The sequence below is a fragment of the Bradyrhizobium canariense genome, assembly GCF_018130465.1.
GTDB lineage: Bacteria > Pseudomonadota > Alphaproteobacteria > Rhizobiales > Xanthobacteraceae > Bradyrhizobium > Bradyrhizobium canariense_C.
Map to the genome: position 1 here is coordinate 290691 of NZ_JAFCKJ010000001.1, position 22334 is coordinate 313024.

Sequence of the window (22334 nt, forward strand, 5' to 3'; positions counted from 1 at the left end):
CGAAACCGCTGCGCAAACGGATAGGCTGGGTGTCCGCATCGTCAGCGGGCGCCGGTGGGAGTGAATTTGTCATGGAGAACAGCCCGGATTCCGCTGCTTCCCTGCTGGAGGTGCGCGGGATCAGCAAGAGTTTTGGTGCTGTGCGTGCGTTGCAGGAGGTCGACTTCACGCTTCGCGCCGGCGAGATCCATGCGCTGCTCGGTGAGAACGGCGCCGGCAAGTCCACGCTGATCAAGGTGATCACCGGCGTGTTCCCGCGCGATGCCGGCATCGTCAGGATCAGTGGCGAAGAGGTCGCGCCGCGCTCGGCCAAGGCGGCGGTTCAGGCCGGCATTGCCACCGTCTACCAGGAAGTCAATCTGCTGCCGAACCTCTCGGTGGCGCAGAACCTGTTCCTCGACCGGCAGCCGATGCGCTTCGGCATCGTGCGCGAAGGCGAGATGCGACGTCGCGCGAAAACGCTGCTCGCGGATTTCGGTCTCGACATCGACGTGGCCGCGCCGCTCGGCAGTTATTCCGTTGCCGTGCAGCACGTCACCGCGATCGCGCGCGCCGTCGATCTCTCGGCACGCGTGCTGATCCTGGACGAGCCGACCGCGAGTCTCGACCGCCATGAGGTCGAGATCCTCTTCGGCATCATGCGCCAGCTCGCCAGGCGCGGCATCGGCATCGTCTTCGTCAGCCATTTCCTCGACCAGGTCTACGAGATCTCCGATCGCATCACCGTTTTGCGAAATGGTCGCCTGGTCGGCGAGCGCGAGACCGCGTCGCTGTCGCGGCTCGAGCTGATCCGGATGATGCTCGGCCGCGAGCTGGCCGAGACCACCAGCGCGCGGGCAGCGGCAGGCGCACGGAAGACGCGTGAAGTCTGTGCGAGCTTCGAGGGTTACGGCAAGGCCGGCTACGTCGCGCCGTTCAATCTCGAGCTGCGGCATGGCGAGGTCGTCGGTCTCGCCGGCCTGCTCGGCTCCGGCCGGACCGAGACGGCGCGGCTGGTGTTCGGCGCCGAGCGCGCCGATCGCGGGCAGGCGAGGGTGGAAGGCGCGCCCGTCCGGCTTCAGTCGCCGCGCGACGGCGTGCGCCACGGCTTTGGCTATTGCCCTGAGGAGCGCAAGACCGACGGCATCGTCGCCGAGCTCACCGTGCGCGAGAACATCGTGCTCGCGCTCCAGGCCAAGCGCGGTCTGCATCGGCCGCTGTCGCGACGCGAGCAGGACGAGATCGCAAGCCGTTACGTCAAGATGCTCGACATCCGCCCGCCCGATCCGGAGCGTCCCGTCGGCCTGTTGTCCGGCGGCAATCAGCAGAAGGTGCTGCTGGCGCGCTGGCTTGCGACCTCGCCGCGGCTCCTCGTGCTGGACGAGCCGACCCGCGGCATCGACGTCGGCGCGCACGCCGAGATCATCCGCCTGATCCGCGAGCTCTGCGACGACGGGCTTGCGCTGCTCGTGATCTCCTCCGAGCTCGACGAGATCGTGACCTATTCCGATCGCGTGGTGGTGCTGCGCGATCGCGCTCATGTCGAGGAGCTCACCGGCGAAGCCATCGACGTCGGCAACATTCTCGCCGCTATTGCCGCCGATAGCGTCGCTGTTGCGCTTGAGGCCCACACATGACAGCGCTGTTGCCGCGCCGCGGCCTTGCCCAGATCCTCGCATTGATCGTCATCCTGGCGGTCGATCGCGTGGTGTCGCCGCAATTCTTCGACCTGCGCCTCCAGGACGGCCGGCTGTTCGGCAGCCTGATCGACGTGCTCAACCGTGGCACGCCGGTGGCGCTGCTCTCGCTCGGCATGGTGCTGGTGATTGCGACGCGGGGCATCGATCTGTCGGTCGGCGCGGTCATGGCGATCTCGGGTGCGATCGCGGCGAGCCTCGCTGACACCCATAGTCTGGCCGTGGTGCTGGCGGCTGCGCTCGGCGCGGGCCTGATCTGCGGATTGTGGAACGGATTTCTGGTCGCGGTGCTCGGCATGCAGCCGATCGTGGCGACCCTGATCCTGATGGTGGCGGGACGCGGCATCGCCCAGCTCATCACCGAGGGGCGCATCGTGACCTTCTCCTCGCCTGATCTGGTCTGGCTCGGCAACGGCTCTATTCTAGGCCTGCCGGTGCCGGTCGCGATTGCGCTTGGCATGTTGATCCTCACCGGCGCGGTGGTGCGCGGCTCGGCACTCGGATTGCTGATCGAGGCAACTGGCGGCAATGCGCGGGCGAGCGAGCTTGCCGGCGTCGGCACGCGCGCGATGATTTTGGCGGTCTATGTCTGGTGCGGCGTTTGCGCTGCGCTTGCCGGCGTCATCGCGGCGGCCGACATCATGGGCGCGGATGCCAACAATGCCGGCCTCTGGCTCGAGCTCGACGCCATCCTCGCGGTGGTGATCGGCGGCACCTCGCTGTTCGGCGGCCGCTTCAGCCTCGTGCTGGCCGTGCTCGGCGCGCTGATCATCCAGACCATGAACACCGGCATTCTGCTGTCGGGCTATCCGCCGGAGTTCAATTTGCTGGTCAAGGCGGTGGTGGTGCTCGCCGTGCTGCTGCTGCAATCACCGAAGCTGTCCGGCTTTGCCGGCGTCGTGACGCGGCTGCGGAGGACCAAGGCATGAAAGGCCTGCCGCCCGTCCTCATCACCGCCGTCGTGCTCGTCGCGGGATTCGCGCTCTGCGCGGTGCAGTTTCCCAACATCGCCTCCACCCGCGTGGTCGGCAATCTCCTCACCGACAACGCCTTCCTCGGCATTGTCGCGACCGGCATGACCTTCGTCATCATCTCCGGCGGCATCGATCTCTCCGTCGGCTCGGTGATCGGCTTCACCACGGTGTTCGTCGCACTGGCGATCGAGCGCTGGGGAATGCCGCCGCTGGTCGCCTTCGTCGCCATTCTCGCGCTCTCGGCAGCCTTCGGCGCCGCAATGGGCGCGATGATCCACGTCTTCGATCTGCCGCCTTTCATCGTGACTCTCGCCGGCATGTTCCTGGCCCGTGGCGCCAGCTTCCTGCTCTCGACGGAATCGGTGCCGATCACAGCACCGGTCTATTCCACCGTGTCGGACTTCGCCCTGCGGCTACCCGGCGGCGGGCGGTTGACGGCGGTCGCGATCATCATGCTGACGATCGTGATCGGCGGCGCATTGCTGCTGCGTCTCACCCGGTTCGGCGCCAACGTCTATGCGCTCGGCGGCAGCCGGCAGGCCGCGAGCCTGATGGGCGTTGCCGTCGGCAGGATGACGGTGAAGATCTACATGCTGTCGAGCCTGCTTGCAGGCATCGCCGGCATCGTCTTCTCCTTCTATACCAGCGCCGGCTACTCGCTCTCCGCCGTCGGCGTCGAGCTCGACACCATCGCGGCCGTCGTGATCGGCGGGACGCTGCTCACGGGCGGGCAGGGCTCGGTGGTCGGCACCTTCCTCGGCGTGCTGATCCAGGGCATGATCCAAACCTACATCAATTTCGACGGGACGCTGTCGAGCTGGTGGACCAAGATCGCGACCGGCGTGCTGCTGTTCGCCTTCATCGCCTTGCAACAGGGATTGGTCGCGCTCGCGCGCCGGCCTGTGGCGAAGCGCGTGGGAGCCGTCTCATGACCACCTCGCGCATCGTCGTCATCCCGACGCGCCGGGCGCACTCCAATCACGCGGAGGTGGCCCGCTCGATCGGCGTCGACATCATCGCCGGCCGTTACGCGGAGGGGACGCGGCTGCCGGGCGATGCCGAGATGATCGCGATGTTCGGCGTGTCGCGGCCGGTGCTGCGGGAGAGCGTGAAGACGCTGGTCGCCAAGGGCCTGCTCACCACCAAGGCGCGCGTCGGCACCATCGTGCGCGAGCGCGTCGCCTGGAACATGTTCGACGCCGACGTGCTGGCCTGGCACCTGGACGCTGGGATCGACAAGCGCTTCCTCAACGACCTCGCCGAGATCCGCCTCGCGGTCGAGCCACGCGCGGCCGCGCTGGCGGCGGCGCAGCGGTCGGAGCAGGACCTCGCCGAGCTGCGGCGCTGCATGGAGCGGATGCGGCTTGAAGCTTCCGATTCCGTCGGCTTTGCCGATGCCGACCTCGCGCTTCATGTCGGCGTGGCGCGGGCGTCCGGTAATCTGTTCATGCGCTCGATCGGGCACGTCATCGAGGCTGCGTTGCGCGCCTCGTTCCTGCTCAGCGCACCGGTCGAACCGGAGGACCGCGACACCGTTCTGCTCTGGCATCAGAAGATCGTCGATGCCATCGCCGCCGGCGATCCCCGGACCGCCTCGGAGGCGATGGTCCACGTCATTCACAACGGCATGCGCCGCCACGAGGGTACGGTGATCGCAACCGCGCCGGCCGAGGCGCTGCCGTCCGCGGACACTGGAGAGAGCTCGTGACTGAACTTCGTATCGCCATCGTCGGCTTCGGCAAGATCGCGCGGGACCAGCATGTCGGCGCCATCGCAGCGGTTCCCGGCGCGACGCTGGCGGCCGTTGCCAGCCGCAATGCATCGCTGCCGGATCTGCCGCACTTCGCGACCATCGAAGAGCTGTTGGAAAAAGGTCCGCCGATCGACGCGGTGTCGCTTTGCACACCGCCTCAAGTGCGCCGCGCCCAGGCCGCCGCAGCGCTCGCTGCCGGCAAGCATGTCATGCTGGAGAAGCCGCCCGGCACCGGCGTTGCCGAGCTCGATCCGCTGATCGCGATGGCGGGGGAGGCAAAGCGGACGCTGTTTGCGACTTGGCATTCGCGCCATGCGCCGGCAGTCGAGCCGGCGCGCGAGTGGCTCGCCGCGCGGCGGATCACCTCCGTGCACGTCAGCTGGAAGGAGGACGTCCGCGTCTGGCATCCCGGGCAGGCCTGGATCTGGGAGCCGGGCGGGCTCGGAGTGTTCGACCCCGGCATCAATGCGCTGTCGATCCTGACCAGGATCCTGCCGAAGCCGCTGTTCGTGACCGCGGCCGAGCTGGCCTTTCCCGCGAATTGCCAGGCGCCGATCGCCGCGAACCTGACGCTGACCGACATCGAGGGCCTGCCCGTCACCGCCGAGTTCGACTTCCGCCAGACGGGGCCGCAGAGCTGGGATATCCTCGTCGAAACGGACAAGGGCCGGTTGACGCTGTCCGGCGGCGGCAGGCGCATGGCGATCGACGGCAACACCGTTGCCGAGGCGCCCGATGAGGAATATCGGGAGCTTTACCGGCGCTTCGTCGCGCTCGCCGTGACAGGCGCGAGCGACGTCGATTTGGCGCCGCTTCGTCTGGTTGCCGATGCCTTCCTGCTCGGAAGGCGGACGATCGTCGAACCGTTTGTGGATTGATCATGGCTGGATCGAAAATAGAAAAAGACGTCTTCGGAACGCTGCCGGACGGCCGCAAGGTGGAGCGCATCGTGCTGCACGGGGAGGGCGGGTTCGAAGCGCGCATCATCACCCATGGCGCAGTGATCCAGGCGCTGATCGCGCCGGACGCCAAAGGCGGCCATGACGACGTCGTGCTCGGCCATGACGCGTTCGCCGGCTATCTCGCCGAACGGAAGTTCTTCGGTGCCACAGTCGGCCGCTACGCCAACCGCATCGCCAACGGACATTTTTCGCTCGACGGCGAGGCGGTGCAGCTTCCCGTCAACAACGGTCCGAATGCGCTGCATGGCGGCCTCGACGGCTTCGACCGCAAGCTTTGGGAGATTGCCGAGATCGACGACGGCGCCGAGCCCGCGGCGACGTTGACCTACACGAGTCCGCACGGCGAAGAGAACTATCCCGGTCGCCTCGACGTGCGTCTGACCTATCGCGTCACCGGCCCGACCGAACTGTCGCTTCATATGGAGGCGCGGACCGACCGCCCGACCATCGTCAACCTGACCAACCACAGCTTCTTCAATCTGGAGGGCGCGACATCAGGCACGCCCATTCTCGATCACAAGCTGACGGTCGCCGCCGGGCATTTCCTCGCGATCGATCCCACGGCCATTCCGTTGCGGGAGCAGCCGCGCAGCGTGGCCGGCACGCCGTTCGACTTCCGCGAGCCGCGGCCGGTCGGCGAGCGCATTCGCGAGAGCGACCAGCAATTGCGCAACGGCAAGGGCTACGACCACACCTACTGTCTCGCGCGTGACGGCAAGCTTGCGCTCGCGGCGCGGCTGGAGGCGCCGCGCTCGGGGCGCATCATGGAGCTGTTCACCGATCAGCCCGGTCTGCAGGTCTATTCGGGTAATTATCTCGACGGCACGATCTCGGGTAAGGGCGGCAAGCTCTACCGGCAGTCGGACGCCATGTGTCTGGAGCCGCATATCTGGCCGGACGCGCCGAACCGGCCGGATTTTCCGAGCCCGCGTCTTGCGCCCGGCGAGGTCTATCGCCATCACACGGTCTATCGCTTTGCGGTGAGGAGGCCATGATGGAACAGGTGCCGACTGCCGTTCTTTCGGACGATCCTTGTCATCTCGGCGAGGGGCCGACCTATGACGTGACCACCGACACGGCCTGGTGGTTTGATATCCGCGAGGGCCGGCTGTTCGAGGCGCAACTCGGCAGCGGCGGCATTCGCGTTCATGCGCTGGGCCGGATGGCGAGCGCACTTGGGCGGATCGATGCCGAGCGGCAGTTGATCGTCGCGGAAGACGGCCTCTATATCCGCAAAATTGCCGACGGCGCGATGACGCTGCTCTGTCCGCTCGAAGCCGACAATCCCGCGACCCGCTCCAACGATGCCCGCGTGCATCCCTCCGGCACGTTCTGGATCGGCACCATGGGCCGCAAGGCGGAAGCAGAGGCAGGCGCGATCTACGCGTTCCATCACGGCAAGATATCGATGCTGTTTCCCCGCATCAGCATTTCCAATTCGATCTGTTTCTCGCCCGATGGCGCCACCGGCTACTTCGCCGACACCGCGCGCGCGTTGCTCTACGCGGTGCCGCTCAATCCCGCGACCGGCCTGCCGCGCGGCGAGCCGGAGGTGCTGCTGCGCCACACCGGCATCGGCGGCCTCGACGGTTCGGTGTGCGACGCCGACGGAAACATCTGGAACGCCTGCTGGGGCGCGAGCCGCATCGACGTCTACTCAGCGCAAGGCGAGCGCCTGCGCTCACTGAGCGTGCCGGCGAAGCAGGCGAGCTGCCCCGCCTTTGTCGGCCCTGATCTGTCGCGCATTCTCGTCACCTCGGCCTGGCAGGACATGGACGCGCCGGCGCGCGCCGCCGATCCGCAAGCAGGCTGGACCTTTCTGTTGGAGGCAGCCGCGCGCGGTCGCGCGGAGCCCGACGTCAAGCTCGCATAGGAGGCTCGAAGCCAGACACGACCAATTTTCTCGACGACACGAAAAAACAGTCTGACATCCAAGGGAGTGAAACATGTTGAAACTGAAGACGACATTCCTGGCGCTGGCGCTGGCCGGCGCTGCGACCATGACCGCGGGCGTCACCGCCTCCGCGCAGGACAAGGCGACGGTCGGCATCGCCATGCCGACCAAATCGTCGGCGCGCTGGATCGACGACGGCAACAACATGGTCAAGGTGCTGAAAGAGCGCGGCTACAACACCGACCTGCAATATGCCGAGGACGACATCCCGAACCAGCTCTCGCAGGTCGAGAACATGGTGACCAAGGGCGCCAAGGCGCTGGTGATCGCCGCGATCGACGGCACCACGCTCTCCGACGTGCTCAAGCAGGCCAAGGCCAAGGGCATCACCATCATCGCCTACGACCGCCTGATCCGCGGCACGCCGAATGTCGACTATTACGCGACCTTCGACAATTTCCAGGTCGGCGTGCTCCAGGCTGACTCGATCGTGCAGGGGCTCGGCCTGAAGGAGGGCAAGGGTCCGTTCAACATCGAGCTGTTCGGCGGCTCGCCCGACGACAACAACGCCTACTTCTTCTACAACGGAGCGATGAGCGTGCTGAAGCCGTACATCGACAGCGGCAAGCTCGTCGCCGCTTCGGGCCAGATGGGCATGGACAAGGTCGCGACCTTGCGCTGGGACGGCGCCACCGCGCAGGCCCGCATGGACAATCTGCTCAGCGCTTACTACGGCAACAAGAAGGTCAACGCGGTGTTGTCGCCGTATGACGGCCTGTCGATCGGCATCATCTCCTCGCTGAAGGGCGTCGGTTATGGCAGTGCCGGGCAGCCGATGCCTGTCATCTCGGGCCAGGATGCCGAGGTGCCCTCGATCAAGGCGATGCTGCGCGGCGATCAGTATTCGACCATCTTCAAGGACACCCGCGATCTCGCCAAGGTGACCGCCGACATGGTCGACGCCGCGCTTGCCGGCAAGCAGGTCACCGTCAACGACACCAAGACCTACGAGAACGGCGCCAAGACCGTGCCGTCCTATCTGCTCAAGCCGGTCGTGGTCTACAAGGACAATTGGGAGAAGATCCTGGTCGACAGCGGCTACTACAAGAAGTCGCAGTTCCAGTAGGACTCTTTCCTCTCCCTCTCCCCGTCTTTACGGGGAGAGGGTCGGGTGAGGGGCTCTCTCCAAACGGGCAGAGGCGAAGTAAAGGGATACGATCCGATGACCGCAATGCTGGAGATGCGCAACGTCAGCAAGAGCTTTTCCGGCGTGCAGGCGCTGCGCGACGTCAACTTCTCGGTGGAAGCCGGGCAGATCCACGCTCTCGTCGGCGAGAACGGTGCCGGCAAGTCCACGCTGATGAAGGTGCTCAGCGGCGTCTACCCGGCCGGCAGCTACGAGGGCACCATTATCTTCGACGGCGAGGAGCGCCGTTTCCGCGACATCAACGATTCCGAGGCACTCGGCATCATCATCATCCACCAGGAGCTGGCGCTGATCCCGCTGATGTCGATCGCGGAAAACATCTTCCTGTCGCATCCGCCGTCCAGGCTCGGCGTGATCGACCGCGACGAGGTGTATCGGCGCACGCGGGAACTGCTGGCGCAGGTCGGCCTCAAGGAATCGCCGGACACGCTGATCACCGATCTCGGCGTCGGCAAGCAGCAGCTCGTGGAGATCGCCAAGGCCCTGTCCAAGCGGGTACGGATGCTGATTCTGGACGAGCCGACCGCCAGCCTCAACGAGGCCGACAGTGCCGCGCTGCTCGAACGTCTCATGGCCTTCCGCGAGCAGGGCATCGGCTCGATCCTGATCTCGCACAAGCTGAACGAGGTCGCCCGCGTCGCCGACCACATCACCGTGCTGCGCGACGGCCGCACTGTTGACGGCATCGACTGCCGCGCCGAGCCGATCCAGGAAGACCGCATCATCCGCAGCATGGTCAACCGCGATCTCGCCCATCGCTTTCCGGAGCGCAGCGCAAAGATCGGCGAGCCCGTCCTCACCGTCGAGAACTGGTCGGTCTACCATCCCATCCATCCCGAGCGGCAGGTGATCAAGAACATCGATTTCAGCGTGAAACGCGGCGAGGTCGTCGGCATTGCCGGATTGATGGGCGCCGGCCGCACCGAATTCGCCATGAGCCTGTTCGGTCGGTCCTGGGGCACCACGATCAGCGGTCGCATCCGGCTTGAGGGCCATGAGATCGTGCTGCCGAACGTCGCGGCCGCGATCGACGCCGGCCTTGCCTATGTCACCGAGGACCGCAAGCAGCTCGGGCTGATCCTCGCCGACGACGTTCGCAAGAACATCACGCTCGCAAGCCTCGACCAGGTCGCTCCTCGCCGCGTGATCGACGACATCGCCGAGCTGAAGGTCGCCAGCGACTACCGCAACCGGATGCGCATCCGCTGCTCCGACGTCTATCAGGAGACCGGCCAGCTCTCCGGCGGCAACCAGCAGAAGGTCGTGCTGTCGAAATGGCTGATGACCGACCCCAAGGTCTTGATCCTGGACGAGCCGACCCGGGGCATCGACGTCGGTGCCAAATACGAGATCTACTGTATCATCAACGAGCTTGCGGAAGCCGGCCGCGGCGTGGTGGTGATCTCCTCGGAGATGCCCGAGCTACTCGGCATCTGCGACCGCATCTGTGTCATGAACGACGGCGCCTTCGTCGGCGAATTCAAAGGCCTTGATGCGACGCAGGAAAAGATCATGCGCGCCATCATGCGCAACGACAGAAATTATGGAAGCAGCGCCCTTGCGGGTGCGGAGATGGGAGGATCGCAGCCATGACCGACAAGACGGTTTCGCTGCCCGAGGCGGGCCGGCACGGCAGCTTCATCAAGAACAATTTGCGCACCTACGGCATGCTGATGTCGCTGATCGCGATCATGCTGTTCTTCCAGGTCATGACCGGCGGCACGCTGCTGCAGCCGCTCAACCTGACCAATCTGGTGCTCCAGAACAGCTACATCGTCATCATGGCGCTCGGCATGCTGCTGGTGATCGTCACCGGCCATATCGACCTCTCGGTCGGCTCGGTCGCGGGCTTCGTTGGCGCGGTGGCCGCCGTGCTGATGGTGACCTACAAGATCGACTACACGCTCGCCTTCATCGCCTGCCTGCTGTTGGGCGCGGCGATCGGCGCCGCGCAGGGCTATTGGGTGGCCTATTTCAAGATCCCGTCCTTCATCGTGACACTGGCCGGCATGCTGGTGTTCAAGGGACTTGCGCTTGCGGTGTTGCAGGGCCAGTCGCTCGGGCCGTTTCCGGCGACCTTCCAGAAACTGTCCTCCGGCTTCATTCCGGAGCTGCTGCCCGAGGCCGGCACGCTGCATCCGACGTCCATGCTGATCGGTGCCGTGCTCGCGCTCGGCCTCGTCTATGCCAGCGCCAAGGGTCGCTCGCGCGAGCAGTTGCACGGCATCGAGGTCGAGCCTTACGCGTTCTTCCTCGGCAAGAGCATTCTGCTGGCCTGCGCCGTGCTCTATTTCACCTATCTGATCGCCTCGCATCGCGGCTTGCCGAACGTGCTGGTCATCATGACCGCGCTGATCGCGCTCTACGGCTTCGTCACCCGCCGCACTGTGATTGGCCGGCAGGTCTACGCTGTTGGCGGCAATGCGAAAGCGGCAAGCCTGTCGGGCATCAAGACGGAACGGTTGACCTTCCTCACCTTCGTCAACATGGGCGTGCTCGCCGCGCTCGCCGGCCTCGTCTTCGCCGCGCGTCTCAACACCGCAACGCCCAAGGCGGGCCTCGGCTTCGAGCTCGACGTCATCGCCGCCTGCTTCATCGGCGGCGCCTCGGCCTATGGCGGTGTCGGCCGCGTCGGCGGCGCCGTGGTCGGCGCCATGATCATGGGTGTGATGAACAACGGCATGTCCATCCTCGGCATCGGCATCGACTATCAGCAGGTCATCAAGGGCCTGGTGCTGCTCGGGGCGGTGTGCATCGACGTGTATAACCAGCGCAGATAGAGACTATCTCTTCGTAGCTATGTAGCCCGAATTGCGCTGCGCTCGATCCGGGCTACCGATCCAAAATCGGCGGTTCTACTGCGTCGTGAACAGCACCGCCGCGATCGCGACGGAAAGGCTCACTGCCGATACGGTTGCCACGGTCGACAGCACGCCCATTCGCCGGAGCGCGATGGCGAAGACGATGATGATGGGCGTCGCGGTCATCAGCCCGATTTGTGCATCGCTCATGTCATCGCTCGCAGCTCCAGGGAATCTTGGAGCGTTTCGTACCGCGACCCGGCCAGCCGGACGTTGCGACGGCGCAAACAGATTGATCGGCATTCCCCAAGTTTGTCCGGCAACAAACTCGGATCGGCACGGCTGAGCTAAAGCTGGCCGGTGTCCTGATCCGGAAGAGCAGATGTCGGCAGCCGATTGCGAACCACAGGGAACCGGCTGGGGAATTCTGGACGATCTTCCCGGCGATCCCATGATCTGGGTGCTGATCTTCAGCGAGCTCGCCGCCTTCGGTCTGTTTCTCGGTGCCTTCACGGTCGCCCGCGCGATCCATCCCGCCGTGTTTGCGGCGGGGCAGGCGGCGCTTGATCCGGGTCTCGCCGGACTGAACACCGTCGTGCTGGTGACGAGCGGTTGGGCCGCGGCCCGGGCTACGAAAGCCGCGCGGGCCAGCGAGAGGCGGGCGACACGATACTGGCTCCTCACAGCCATGGGGCTTGGCGGCCTGTTCGTGGCGATCAAGCTCGGTGAATATGCCGAAGAGATCGGACGCGGCATCGGACTTGAAACCAGTCCGTTCTTCACACTCTACTTCCTCCTGTCCGGCTTCCATCTCCTGCACGTCTGCCTCGGCATCATCATCCTCGCATTGGTCTGCCGCCGCGCCGAGGCGTTCGGCGTCGAGACGGGAACGGCCTTCTGGCACATGGTCGATCTGGTCTGGATCGTGATGTTCCCGATTCTTTATCTGGTGCGGTGACGATGCCGGATCGCCTGAACATGACCTGGATCGCGCTGATCGGCCTCGCACTCGCGACCATCCTGGTGCCATCGCTGGTGCCGCGTCCGCTGCTCGGAAACGCCCTGGTGCTGGCCCTCGCCGCCATCAAGGGCCGCCGGATTGCGCTCGATTTCCTCGATCTTCGCGCGGCGCCTGCGCTCTGGCGCGGCCTCGTCAGCGCCTGGATCCTCGTGGTGGTGCTGTTTGTCTGGCTCACATCCGCCGTCGTCGCCCTGATCTGACTCACTCCTTGCGCCCTGACAAAGAACGGGCGGTGCCAATCGGCAATAAATCGCATCACCACCGATTGTCTCGACAGGACTCAATTGAAAGGATTGGCAATGGCTGAACGCCTGACCAAGTCGGCCGCTCGAAACGTCTTCTACGGCGGCTCGGCCTTTTTCTTCGCCATCTTCATCGGGCTGACGGCGCACAGCCACTACTACATGGCCACGACCTCGACGGACGCGACGACGCTGACGTCGTCGGTCGTCCGCGGCAAGCATGTCTGGGAGAAGAACTCCTGCATCAACTGCCACACTTTGCTCGGCGAAGGCGCCTATTTCGCGCCCGAAGTCGGCAACGTCTGGGATCGATGGGGCGGCAAGGAGGACCCGGCCGGCGCGCGAGAGACGCTGAAGGCCTGGATGCAGTCGCAGCCCTCGGGCGCGGAGGGCCGGCGGCAGATGCCGCAGTTCAACCTCACCGACCAGGAGCTCAACGATCTCGCCGATTTCCTGCAATGGGTGAGCACGATCAAGCGCCAGGATTGGCCGCCGAACAAGGCCGGCTAAGCCCGCCGCTTTCCTCTTTCAAGACAGAGAGAACCGAGATGAAATATCAGACCCAGAAAGTCGCGATGCTGTATTTCTACGGCGCGCTGACCCTCTTCCTGGCCCAGGTCCTGTTCGGCCTCCTCGCCGGGACCATCTACGTCCTGCCCAACACGCTGTCGGTGCTGCTGCCGTTCAACATCGTCAGGATGATCCACACCAACGCGCTGATCGTGTGGTCGTTGCTCGGCTTCATGGGCGCGACCTACTTCCTGCTGCCCGAGGAAACCGAGACCGAGCTGTACAGCCCGCTGCTCGCAAAGATCCAGTTCTGGATGTTCTTCGGCGCAGCCGGCGTGGCGGTGGTCGGCTATCTCTTCCACTACCACGAGGGCCGAGAGTTCCTCGAGCAGCCCTTCATCATCAAGGTCGGCATCGTCGTCGTCTGCCTGATGTTCCTGTTCAACGTGACCATGACCGCGCTCAAGGGGCGCAAGACCACGGTCACCAACATCCTGCTGTTCGGCCTATGGGGCGTTGCGATCTTCTTCCTGTTCGCCTTCTACAATCCGGCGAACCTCGCCGTCGACAAGATGTACTGGTGGTACGTCGTCCATCTCTGGGTCGAGGGCGTCTGGGAGCTGATCATGGCCTCCGTGCTCGCCTATCTCATGATCAAGCTCAATGGCATCGATCGCGAGGTGGTCGAGAAGTGGCTCTACGTCATTATCGGCCTCGCGCTGTTCTCCGGGATTCTCGGTACCGGCCACCATTTCTACTGGATCGGCGCGCCCGGCTACTGGCAGTGGATCGGCTCGCTGTTCTCGACGCTCGAGGTCGCACCGTTCTTCACGATGGTGATCTTCACGGTGCAGATGACCTGGAAGGCCGGCCGCAAGCATCCGAACCGCGCCGCGCTGCTGTGGTCGGTCGGCTGTTCGGTGATGGCGTTCCTGGGGGCCGGCGTCTGGGGTTTCCTGCACACGCTGTCCTCGGTGAACTACTACACCCATGGCACCCAGGTCACTGCTGCGCACGGCCATCTCGCCTTCTTCGGCGCCTATGTGATGCTCAATCTTGCCGTGATGGCTTACGCCATCCCGCAGATCAAGGGACGCGCGCCCTATAACCAGTGGCTCAGCATGACGAGCTTCTGGATCATGTGCACGGCCATGATGACCATGACGTTCGCGCTGACCTTTGCCGGCGTGGTCCAGGTCCATCTGCAGCGCGTGCTCGGCCAGGGCTACATGGACGTGCAGGACCAACTCGCCCTCTTCTACTGGGTGCGGCTCGGCTCCGGTGGGTTCGTCGCGATCTCCGCGCTGATGTTCGTCTGGGCGGTGCTGGTGCCCGGTCGCGAAAAGCTGGCGACCATTCCCGCCGCGCTGCAGCCGGCCGAGTAAGCGTGACGGCGGCCGCGTTTCATCGCGGCCGCCGCTTCAGGAATTTTCGGAGAGAGATCATGAAAGCAGCCCTTCACGCCTTGGCCGCGCCCGCACCCGCGCTGCCGGCCTATGTCGCAAGCGGCAACGAATGCGCCCTGTTCGAGCACGCCTGGCGACACCGGCTTCCGGTCCTGCTGAAGGGGCCGACCGGTTGCGGCAAGACGCGTTTCGTCGCGCATATGGCGGCGCGGCTGGGCTTGCCGCTCCACACCGTCGCCTGCCACGACGATCTCACCGCCGCCGATCTCACCGGCCGCTATCTGCTGAGGGGCGGCGACACCGTGTGGACCGACGGTCCGTTGACGCGCGCGGTCCGCGAGGGCGGCATCTGCTATCTCGACGAGGTGGTGGAAGCACGCAAGGACGTCACCGTCGTGCTGCACCCGCTCACCGACGACCGCCGTATCCTGCCGCTGGAGCGAACCGGCGAGGAGCTCGCTGCTCCCGCGAGCTTCATGCTCGTCGTCTCCTACAATCCCGGTTACCAGACCCTGCTCAAGGCGTTGAAGCCGTCGACGCGGCAGCGCTTCGTCGCCATCGAGTTCGGCTTCCTGCCGGCCGAGCAGGAGATTGCGGTGGTGTCGGCCGAGAGCGGGCTGCCACCGGATCGCGTACGGCCGCTGGTCGCGCTTGCCGGACGTCTGCGGGCGCTGAAGGGGCATGATCTGGAGGAGGGCGTCTCGACCCGGCTCGTGGTGTATTGCGCGACCTTGATTGCGGCGGGAGTCTCGATCGCCGATGCAGTGCTCGCCGGCATGATCGAGCCGCTGACCGACGATCCCGACGTCAAGGCGGCGCTGCTGGATGTCGCGCGCGCCGTGATTGGGTGAGGCAGATTCCATGCTCGACTTCCTCGAACTGGAGGAGACGGTCGGCCGTGCCTGGCACCGGATGGTCGGCGGCACCGCGAGCTATCCGGTCCACGATGATCATGCGGTCGCGCTTGCGGAGGTGAGAGGCCGGCTCGCGGTGATGTTCCGTGCGCTCGGGGGCGAGACGGGCGTTCAGATCTCAAGCGCAGGCGCACGCAGGGCGGGCCATCGGCTCGGCTGGCGGCAGCGTATCGGCCTTGGAGACGAACGTCTCGAACAGCCGGGCCGCGACGCCGCGACCATCTTCCTTCCCGATCGCATCGCGATATTTGCTGACCGCGACCTCAACGCATGCCTCTATCGCTGGCTTGCGGCCTGGTTCGCGGTCGCGCCGATCGAGACGATCACGGAGGATGATCCGCTGCGGCGGGACCTTCTGGCCTTGCGCCGGGCGAGCGAGACGGCGGTCTTTGTGCTCACGCAGTTTCCCGGGCTCGCCGCCGGTTACGCGCAGCTCGCCGCGGCAATGGCCGCGGCCCGGCCGCGACGCCCGTTGCCGCGTCTCGAGCAGGAGATCGAGCGGATCGCTCTCGCCTTGCTCGGGGCCGGAAAGGCGCCCGCAGGCCGGCTGTGGCCGGCGATGATGGGGACAGGTCCGCTGCCGGACAAGGCGCCGCCGGGCTATCGCTCGGTCCTGCCGTGTCCGCTCTGGGGCGATTGCTGGACGCGCGAGCTCTCGCCCGCGCATGCGGGCGACGACGAGTGCGCGCCGGGCGCGGGGGCGGCGGCCGAGGACAATCGCAAGCGCTTTGCCGTGCGCGAGCGCGAGGACAACGCCAATCGCCGCGATCCCTTCGTGCTCAACCGCTTCGAAAAGATTCTCGCGATGGCCGAGATGGTCAATGTCGACCGTCCGGCTGACGACAGCGAGGACGAGGACGCGCAGAAGGCCGCCGACGATCTCGAGGAGATCACGCTCAGTCGTCGCAGCGGCAAGCCGGCGAGCCGGCTCAAATTCGATCTCGACCTGCCGCCGGAAGCCCTCGATGCGTCGCCGCTGAACGCAGACCTCACCTATCCCGAATGGGACTACCGCAGCAGCTCCTACCTGCCCGATCATTGCCGCGTGCTCGCGGGCGCCGCATCCGAGACCGGCGAGACCTGGTCGCCCGACGAGACCATGCGCCGGCACATCCGCCAGGTGCGGAGCCGCTTCGAGGTCCTGCGGCCGCGCCACGAATTGATGCGTGCCCAGGCCGATGGGCACGACCTCGACCTCGACGCGCTCGTGCGCGCGCGGTGCGATCTTCGCGCCGGCAGCGGCAGCGGTCTCGATCGCATCCATGTCGCGATGCGCCCGCAGGGGCACGATCTCGCCGTCACGCTGCTTGTCGACGTCTCGCTCTCGACGGACGCCTGGGTCGACGGCCATCGCGTGCTCGACGTCGAGAAGGAGGCGCTGCTCGTGCTCGCGCACGGCCTGTCGGCCTGCGGCGACCACCACAGCATCCTGACCTTCACCTCGCGCCGGCGGTCCTGGGTGCGGCTCGAGACCGTCAAGGCCTTCGGCGAGCCCATGAGCGGGGCGGTGGAGCGTCGTATCGGCGCGCTGAAACCCGGCTATTACACGCGGATCGGCGCGGCGGTGCGCCACGCCTCGGCCGAGCTCGCCCGTCAGCCGCAGCGCAAGAAGCTGCTGCTCGTCCTCACCGACGGCAAGCCGAACGATGTCGATCATTACGAAGGCCGCTTCGCGGTCGAGGACACCCGCAAATCGGTGCAGGAGGCGCGCCGGCTCGGCATTGCCGCCTTCGGCGTGACGGTGGACGCAACCGCGCAATCCTATTTCCCGACGCTGTTCGGGCGTGGCGGCTACGCCATCGTCGGCAACATCCGCCGACTGCCCGCAGCGCTGCCGGCGATTTACCGGCAGGTGGCGCACTGATGCAGGGAAAAGGTGCGGCGTTCCGTGCTCGGGTGAGCTATTGCCCATGTGATGGGTATATGATCGAATGGCGGGATGGACCTGGGCCGGCCGAAACCCGATCTGATCATCTTCGACTGCGACGGCGTGCTGGTCGACAGTGAGCTGTTGAGCTGTCGGTGCCTGTCCGACGTGCTGGCCGAGTGTGGCATCGCGCTGAGCCAGGAGCAGGCGCTCGAGCTCTTTCTCGGACGCAGCACCAAAGCGGTCGAGCAGCATTATCGGGATCTCGGGCAGGTCGTGCCGGACGGCTTTCTGCCGCGCTTGAAGTCGCATGTGTTGAGCACGTTCGCGGGATCACTCCAGCCGATCGCGGGTGTTGCCGATGTGATCTCCGATTTGCGGGCGCCATTTTGCGTGGCCTCGTCCAGCGACATCGACCGCGTCGCGCTCTCCCTTGACGTTACCGGCCTGCGGGCGCATTTCGGCGACCGGATCTACACCGCGCAGATGGTCAGGCACGGCAAGCCGGCGCCCGATCTCTTTCTCCACGCGGCCGAGCAGATGGGCACGCGACCTGCGCACACGCTGGTGATCGAGGACAGTGCGAGCGGCGTGCAGGCGGGCAAGGCGGCCGGCATGACAGTCTGGGGATTTGTCGGCGGCAGCCATTATCGCAGCCGCGACGGGCAGGCTATATTGTCCGGTGCGGGGGCCGACCGGGTCTTCGCGCGCATGATCGATTTCTGGAAGGACGCCTGAAGCCTGCCATGGCCGCCGAGAACGAAAAGTCCAGGCTCGATGACGCCGCGCGCGCCGGCTGGCTCTATTTCATTGCCGGTCACACCCAGGACGAGATCGCGAAGATGCTCCAGGTGTCGCGCGCGTCGGCGCAGCGGCTGGTGTCGCTGTGCCTCGCCGAACGGCTCATCACCTTCCGGCTCGAGCATCCCATTGCCGCGTGCATGGAATTGGCGGCGCGTCTGAAGGAGCGTTTCGACCTTGCCCATTGCGAGGTGGTGCCGGCCGATCCCGCCGCGCCGCAGGCCACGGCGGGCATTGCCGAGCGCTGCGCCAACCTGCTCGATTCCACCCTGCGTTCGGAGACCCCCGTCATCGTCGCGCTCGGTACCGGCCGGGCCGTGCGCGCCGCGGTCGAGCGCGTCACGCCGATCGACCGGCCCAACCACCAGATCGTCTCGCTGGTCGGCAATATCTCCGCCGACGGTTCGGCGAGCTTCTACGACACCGTCGGCCGGCTCGCCGACCGCACCGGCGCGCGGCACTATCCGATGCCGCTGCCGTTCCTGATGTCGTCGGAGGACGAGCGAAACAAGATGGTCCGGATCGAGCCGATCGCGAAGGTGAAAGCGGTCGCGGCCAAGGCGGATTTGCGCCTCGTCGGCATCGGCCAGATGGACCAGAAGGCGCAGGTCCATGTCGACGGCTTCGTCACCCGCGACGAGTTGTTCGAGATGATGCGGCAGGGGGCGATCGGCGAGATCACCGGCTGGGCCTATGATTCCAAGGGCCGCCTGCTCAAGGCCGGCACCAACAAGCGCCTGACCAGCATCCCGCCGGAGGTCCCGGCAAAGACCACGACGATCGGCGCCGCGGTCGGTGCGGCCAAGGTGCCGGCGATCGCGGCGGCGTTAAATGGACGGTTGATCAACGGGCTGATCACGGACGAGGCGACCGCACGGGCGATTCTGGAGCGCTGAGGCGCGGGATTTCGCTGCTCGCGCGGCTGTCATCGTCCGCGCAGGCGGACGACCCAGTACGCCGCGGCCTCGCTTGAGGCAAACCAACTCACGACACGGCGTACTGGATGCCCCGCTTTCGCGGGGCATGACAGCGTGGGTGAAGCCACATCTCCATTCTCGGCCCATCTCCCGCACCGCAGCACTCATAAGTTGCGCGAACACCTTTGCGCCTGCTTGACAACGGCTCGCCCTCAGTTGAACATACGCCCAACGCGTGGGCATATGCTCAAAAGCGCGATCCTAGGGAGGTCACCGTGAAACACGTCCTTGGCGCCGTCTGCGGCGCGTCTTGCCTGTTGCTGGCCGTCCCCGCGATGGCCGAAACGACCCTGACGATCGCCACCGTGAACAACGGCGACATGATCCGCATGCAGGGGCTGACGGCCGAATTCACCAAGAAGAACCCCGACATATCGGTCAAATGGGTGACGCTCGAGGAGAACGTGCTGCGCCAGCGCGTCACCACCGACATCGCCACCAAGGGCGGCCAATTCGACGTTCTCACCATCGGCACTTACGAGGTGCCGATCTGGGCCAAGAAGGGCTGGCTGGTGCCGCTCGCCAATCTCGGCGCCGACTACGACGTCGCCGACCTCCTGCCCAAGATCAAGGATGCGGTCTCCGTCGACGGCAAGCTCTACGCCGCGCCGTTCTACGGCGAGAGCTCGATGGTGATGTACCGCACCGACCTGTTCGACAAGGCCGGCCTCAAGATGCCGGAAAGCCCGACCTGGGATTTCGTCGTCGACGCCGCCAAGAAGCTCACCGACAAGAGCGCCGGCGTCTACGGCATCTGCCTGCGCGGCAAGGCCGGCTGGGGCGAGAACATGGCGTTCCTCTCCGCCATGGCCAATTCCTACGGCGCACGCTGGTTCGACGAGAAGTGGCAGCCGCAGTTCAACACCCCGGAATGGAAGGCGACGCTCACGACCTATGTCGACCTGATGAAGCAGGCCGGCCCTCCCGGCGCGAGCTCGAACGGCTTCAACGAGAACCTTGCGCTGTTCAACGCCGGCAAATGCGCGATGTGGATCGACGCCACGGTCGCTGCATCCTTCGTCACCAACCCGAAGGACTCCAAGGTCGCCGACAAGGTCGGCTTCGCGATGGCGCCCAACACCGGGCTCGGCAAGAACGCCAACTGGCTGTGGGCCTGGAGTCTCGCAATCCCCGCTGGCTCGAAGAAGTCGGAGGCCGCCGAGAAGTTCATCGGCTGGGCCACCAGCAAGGACTACACCAAGGTCGTGGCTGCGAAGGAGGGCTGGGCCAACGTGCCGCCGGGCACCCGAACCTCGCTCTACCAAAACCCTGATTATCTGAAGGTCGCCCCGTTCGCCAAGCTGACGCTGGCCTCGATCGACGCGGCCGATCCGAACAAGCCGACCGTGAAGCCGGTGCCCTATGTCGGCGTGCAATATGCGGCGATCCCCGAATTCCAGGGCATCGGCACGCAGGTCGGACAGCAGTTCTCGGCCGCGCTCGCGGGATCGATGACGGTCGACGCCGCACTCACCGCGGCGCAATCCGCAACCGAGCGCGAGATGAAGCGCGCCGGCTACATCAAGTGAACCCGAGCTCACCCTCCTGAGCTCAAACTTGCGGCCATCCACCGTTACGGATGGATGGCCGCCTTCTTCCCGCAAGCGGAGAAGCCAAGAATGGCAACCCGGCAGACGCAGCTTCTCGCACGGACGCTCCTGATGCCGGCCGTCGGGCTGCTGTTCATCTGGATGATCGTCCCGCTCGGGCTGACGATCTATTTCTCGACGCTGCATTACAGCCTGCTCGATCCCGGCTCGGGAGCGTTCGTCGGGCTGGAAAATTTCCGCTACTTCCTTACCGATCCCGCGTTCCTCGCGTCGCTCCAGAACACGCTGGTGCTGGTCGGCTCGGTGCTGGCGCTGACCGTCCTGCTCGGAATTCCGCTGGCGCTGCTGCTCGACCAGCCCGTGATCGGCCTCAACATCGTGCGGCTGATGGTGATCGCGCCGTTCTTCGTCATGCCGACGGTGAGCGCGCTGGTCTGGAAGAACCTGCTGATGCATCCGGTATCCGGGCTGTTTGCCTGGATCGCCTCGGTGTTCGGGTTGACGCCGATCGACTGGTTCACCGACGCGCCGCTGCTCGCCGTGATCCTGATCGTGTCCTGGCAATGGCTGCCGTTCGCGACGCTGATTTTGCTCACTGCGATGCAGTCGCTCGACGAGGAGCAGAAGGAAGCCGCCGAAATGGACGGTGCCAGCGCGATCTCAACCTTCATCTACATCACGCTGCCGCACCTCGCGCGCCCGATCACGGTGGTGATCCTGATCGAGACGATCTTCCTGCTCACCGTCTTTGCCGAAATTTACGTCACCACGGGCGGCGGCCCGGGACTGTCGACCACCAACATCGCCTTCCTGATCTATTCGCAGGCACTGATCCAGTACGATGTCGGCACCGCCTCGGCGGGCGGCCTCGTCGCTGTCGTGATCGCCAACGTCGTAGCCTTCTTCCTGGTCCGCATCGTCGGCCGCAACCTGGAGGCATGAGATATGGCGCGGATGGCGACGACACGGCGGGTGGTGGTCTCGACGATCGGGGCGTGGTTGTTCGGCTTCCTGATCTTCTTCCCGATCCTCTGGATGGTATTGGCGAGTTTCAAGACCGAACTTGAGGCCTTCGCGATTCCGCCGTCCTTCCTGTTCTTCCACTGGACCACGGAGAACTACGCGACCGTGCAGGAGCGCAGCGACTATTTCCTCCACGCGACGAACTCGATCATCATCGCCGGCGGCTCGACGCTCATTGCGCTTTTGATCGCGATCCCCGCAGCCTGGTCAATGGCGTTCTCGCCGACCAAGCGCACCAAGGACATCCTGCTCTGGATGCTCTCGACCAAGATGATGCCGCCGGTCGGCGTGCTGGTGCCGATCTACCTGATCTACAAGTCCTTCGGCCTGCTCGATTCCCGCATCGGCCTCGTCTTCATCCTGTGCCTCGGAAATCTGCCGATCGTGATCTGGATGCTCTTCACCTATTTCAAGGAGATCCCGCGCGACATCCTGGAAGCCGCGCGCATGGACGGCGCCACCATCGGCCGCGAGCTGGTTCATGTCCTGACGCCGATGGCGATCCCGGGGCTCGCATCGACCATGCTGCTGAATCTGATCCTGGCCTGGAACGAGGCGTTCTGGACGCTCAATCTGTCGACCTCGAACGCCGCGCCGCTCACCACGTTCATCGCGTCCTATTCGAGTCCGGAAGGGCTGTTCTGGGCAAAGCTGTCGGCGGCGTCGACGCTGGCGATCGCGCCCATTCTCGTCCTCGGTTGGTTCAGCCAGAAGCAGCTCGTGCGCGGGCTCACCTTTGGCGCGGTAAAGTAAGAA

Annotated in this window: 22 protein-coding genes; 21 read left to right on the top strand and 1 reads right to left on the bottom strand. The window is 65.4% G+C overall.

The features are described 5' to 3' along the window. Nucleotides 1–71: 71 nt before the first annotated feature. The 10 genes from JQ591_RS01285 to mmsB all read left to right on the top strand — a co-directional run bounded on the left by JQ591_RS01285 (nt 72) and on the right by mmsB (nt 11246). On the top strand, nt 72–1616 hold the full coding sequence (locus tag JQ591_RS01285; RefSeq protein ID WP_211394225.1) for a sugar ABC transporter ATP-binding protein: 1545 nt from the start codon (nt 72–74) through the stop codon (nt 1614–1616). Further along, nucleotides 1613–2605 carry an ABC transporter permease gene (locus tag JQ591_RS01290; RefSeq protein WP_211394226.1) on the top strand — a complete coding sequence of 331 codons (993 nt, stop codon included), beginning with the start codon at nt 1613–1615 and terminating at the stop codon, nt 2603–2605. Before JQ591_RS01285 ends, JQ591_RS01290 begins: the two co-directional genes overlap by 4 nt. Then, entirely contained in the window at nt 2602–3582 is a 981-nt protein-coding gene (gene yjfF / locus JQ591_RS01295; RefSeq protein ID WP_211394227.1) for a galactofuranose ABC transporter, permease protein YjfF, read from the top strand. The genes JQ591_RS01290 and yjfF overlap by 4 nt, the downstream gene beginning before the upstream one ends. Beyond that, nucleotides 3579–4358, top strand: a complete 780-nt coding sequence (locus tag JQ591_RS01300; RefSeq protein WP_211394228.1) for a FadR/GntR family transcriptional regulator — start codon at nt 3579–3581, stop codon at nt 4356–4358. Before yjfF ends, JQ591_RS01300 begins: the two co-directional genes overlap by 4 nt. Next, the gene (locus JQ591_RS01305; RefSeq protein ID WP_211394229.1) at nt 4355–5281 is read left to right on the top strand and encodes a Gfo/Idh/MocA family protein; all 927 of its coding nucleotides are present in this window, start codon (nt 4355–4357) and stop codon (nt 5279–5281) included. The genes JQ591_RS01300 and JQ591_RS01305 overlap by 4 nt, the downstream gene beginning before the upstream one ends. 2 nt (nt 5282–5283) lie before the next feature. Then, nucleotides 5284–6360, top strand: coding sequence for an aldose epimerase family protein (locus JQ591_RS01310; RefSeq protein WP_211394230.1), 1077 nt, complete (start codon nt 5284–5286; stop codon nt 6358–6360). After that, the gene (locus JQ591_RS01315; RefSeq protein WP_211394791.1) at nt 6360–7238 is read left to right on the top strand and encodes an SMP-30/gluconolactonase/LRE family protein; all 879 of its coding nucleotides are present in this window, start codon (nt 6360–6362) and stop codon (nt 7236–7238) included. Before JQ591_RS01310 ends, JQ591_RS01315 begins: the two co-directional genes overlap by 1 nt. Before the next feature lie 73 nt (nt 7239–7311). After that, nucleotides 7312–8385, top strand: a complete 1074-nt coding sequence (gene chvE, locus JQ591_RS01320; RefSeq protein ID WP_211394231.1) for a multiple monosaccharide ABC transporter substrate-binding protein — start codon at nt 7312–7314, stop codon at nt 8383–8385. A gap of 96 nt (nt 8386–8481) precedes the next feature. Next, on the top strand, nt 8482–10059 hold the full coding sequence (mmsA, locus tag JQ591_RS01325) for a multiple monosaccharide ABC transporter ATP-binding protein (protein WP_211394232.1): 1578 nt from the start codon (nt 8482–8484) through the stop codon (nt 10057–10059). Continuing rightward, nucleotides 10056–11246, top strand: a complete 1191-nt coding sequence (mmsB, locus tag JQ591_RS01330) for a multiple monosaccharide ABC transporter permease (protein WP_211394233.1) — start codon at nt 10056–10058, stop codon at nt 11244–11246. Before mmsA ends, mmsB begins: the two co-directional genes overlap by 4 nt. A gap of 75 nt (nt 11247–11321) precedes the next feature. Here the strand turns inward: mmsB and JQ591_RS01335 are convergent, their stop codons facing one another. Further along, nucleotides 11322–11477 carry a hypothetical protein gene (locus JQ591_RS01335; RefSeq protein WP_211394234.1) on the bottom strand — a complete coding sequence of 52 codons (156 nt, stop codon included), beginning with the start codon at nt 11475–11477 and terminating at the stop codon, nt 11322–11324. 172 nt (nt 11478–11649) lie between these two features. Here JQ591_RS01335 and JQ591_RS01340 point away from each other — a divergent pair, with 172 nt between their 5' ends. From JQ591_RS01340 to JQ591_RS01390, 11 genes are all read left to right on the top strand, one after another. After that, a complete protein-coding gene (locus JQ591_RS01340; RefSeq protein WP_211394235.1) occupies nt 11650–12225 on the top strand; it encodes a cytochrome c oxidase subunit 3 family protein in 576 nt (191 codons plus the stop codon). Between the two features lie 2 nt (nt 12226–12227). After that, a complete protein-coding gene (locus JQ591_RS01345) occupies nt 12228–12488 on the top strand; it encodes a cytochrome C oxidase subunit IV family protein (RefSeq protein WP_211394236.1) in 261 nt (86 codons plus the stop codon). Between the two features lie 99 nt (nt 12489–12587). Next, entirely contained in the window at nt 12588–13040 is a 453-nt protein-coding gene (locus tag JQ591_RS01350; RefSeq protein WP_211394237.1) for a c-type cytochrome, read from the top strand. A 38-nt stretch (nt 13041–13078) separates the two neighbouring features. Beyond that, entirely contained in the window at nt 13079–14425 is a 1347-nt protein-coding gene (locus JQ591_RS01355; RefSeq protein ID WP_211394239.1) for a cbb3-type cytochrome c oxidase subunit I, read from the top strand. Nucleotides 14426–14484: 59 nt separating this feature from the next. Continuing rightward, a complete protein-coding gene (locus tag JQ591_RS01360) occupies nt 14485–15297 on the top strand; it encodes a CbbQ/NirQ/NorQ/GpvN family protein (RefSeq protein WP_211394240.1) in 813 nt (270 codons plus the stop codon). A gap of 10 nt (nt 15298–15307) precedes the next feature. After that, nucleotides 15308–17224: a nitric oxide reductase activation protein NorD gene (locus tag JQ591_RS01365; protein WP_211394242.1), complete on the top strand. Its 1917-nt coding sequence runs from the start codon at nt 15308–15310 to the stop codon at nt 17222–17224. Nucleotides 17225–17299: 75 nt separating this feature from the next. Continuing rightward, complete coding sequence (locus JQ591_RS01370) at nt 17300–17965, top strand: HAD family hydrolase (protein ID WP_211394244.1); 666 nt, start codon at nt 17300–17302, stop codon at nt 17963–17965. Nucleotides 17966–17973: 8 nt separating this feature from the next. After that, on the top strand, nt 17974–18924 hold the full coding sequence (locus JQ591_RS01375; protein WP_211394245.1) for a sugar-binding transcriptional regulator: 951 nt from the start codon (nt 17974–17976) through the stop codon (nt 18922–18924). Between the two features lie 296 nt (nt 18925–19220). Beyond that, nucleotides 19221–20534, top strand: coding sequence for an ABC transporter substrate-binding protein (locus JQ591_RS01380; protein WP_211394246.1), 1314 nt, complete (start codon nt 19221–19223; stop codon nt 20532–20534). A gap of 90 nt (nt 20535–20624) precedes the next feature. After that, on the top strand, nt 20625–21497 hold the full coding sequence (locus JQ591_RS01385) for a carbohydrate ABC transporter permease (RefSeq protein WP_211394247.1): 873 nt from the start codon (nt 20625–20627) through the stop codon (nt 21495–21497). 3 nt (nt 21498–21500) lie between these two features. After that, nucleotides 21501–22331: a carbohydrate ABC transporter permease gene (locus JQ591_RS01390; RefSeq protein WP_211394248.1), complete on the top strand. Its 831-nt coding sequence runs from the start codon at nt 21501–21503 to the stop codon at nt 22329–22331. The last annotated feature ends 3 nt before the right edge of the window (nt 22332–22334 follow it).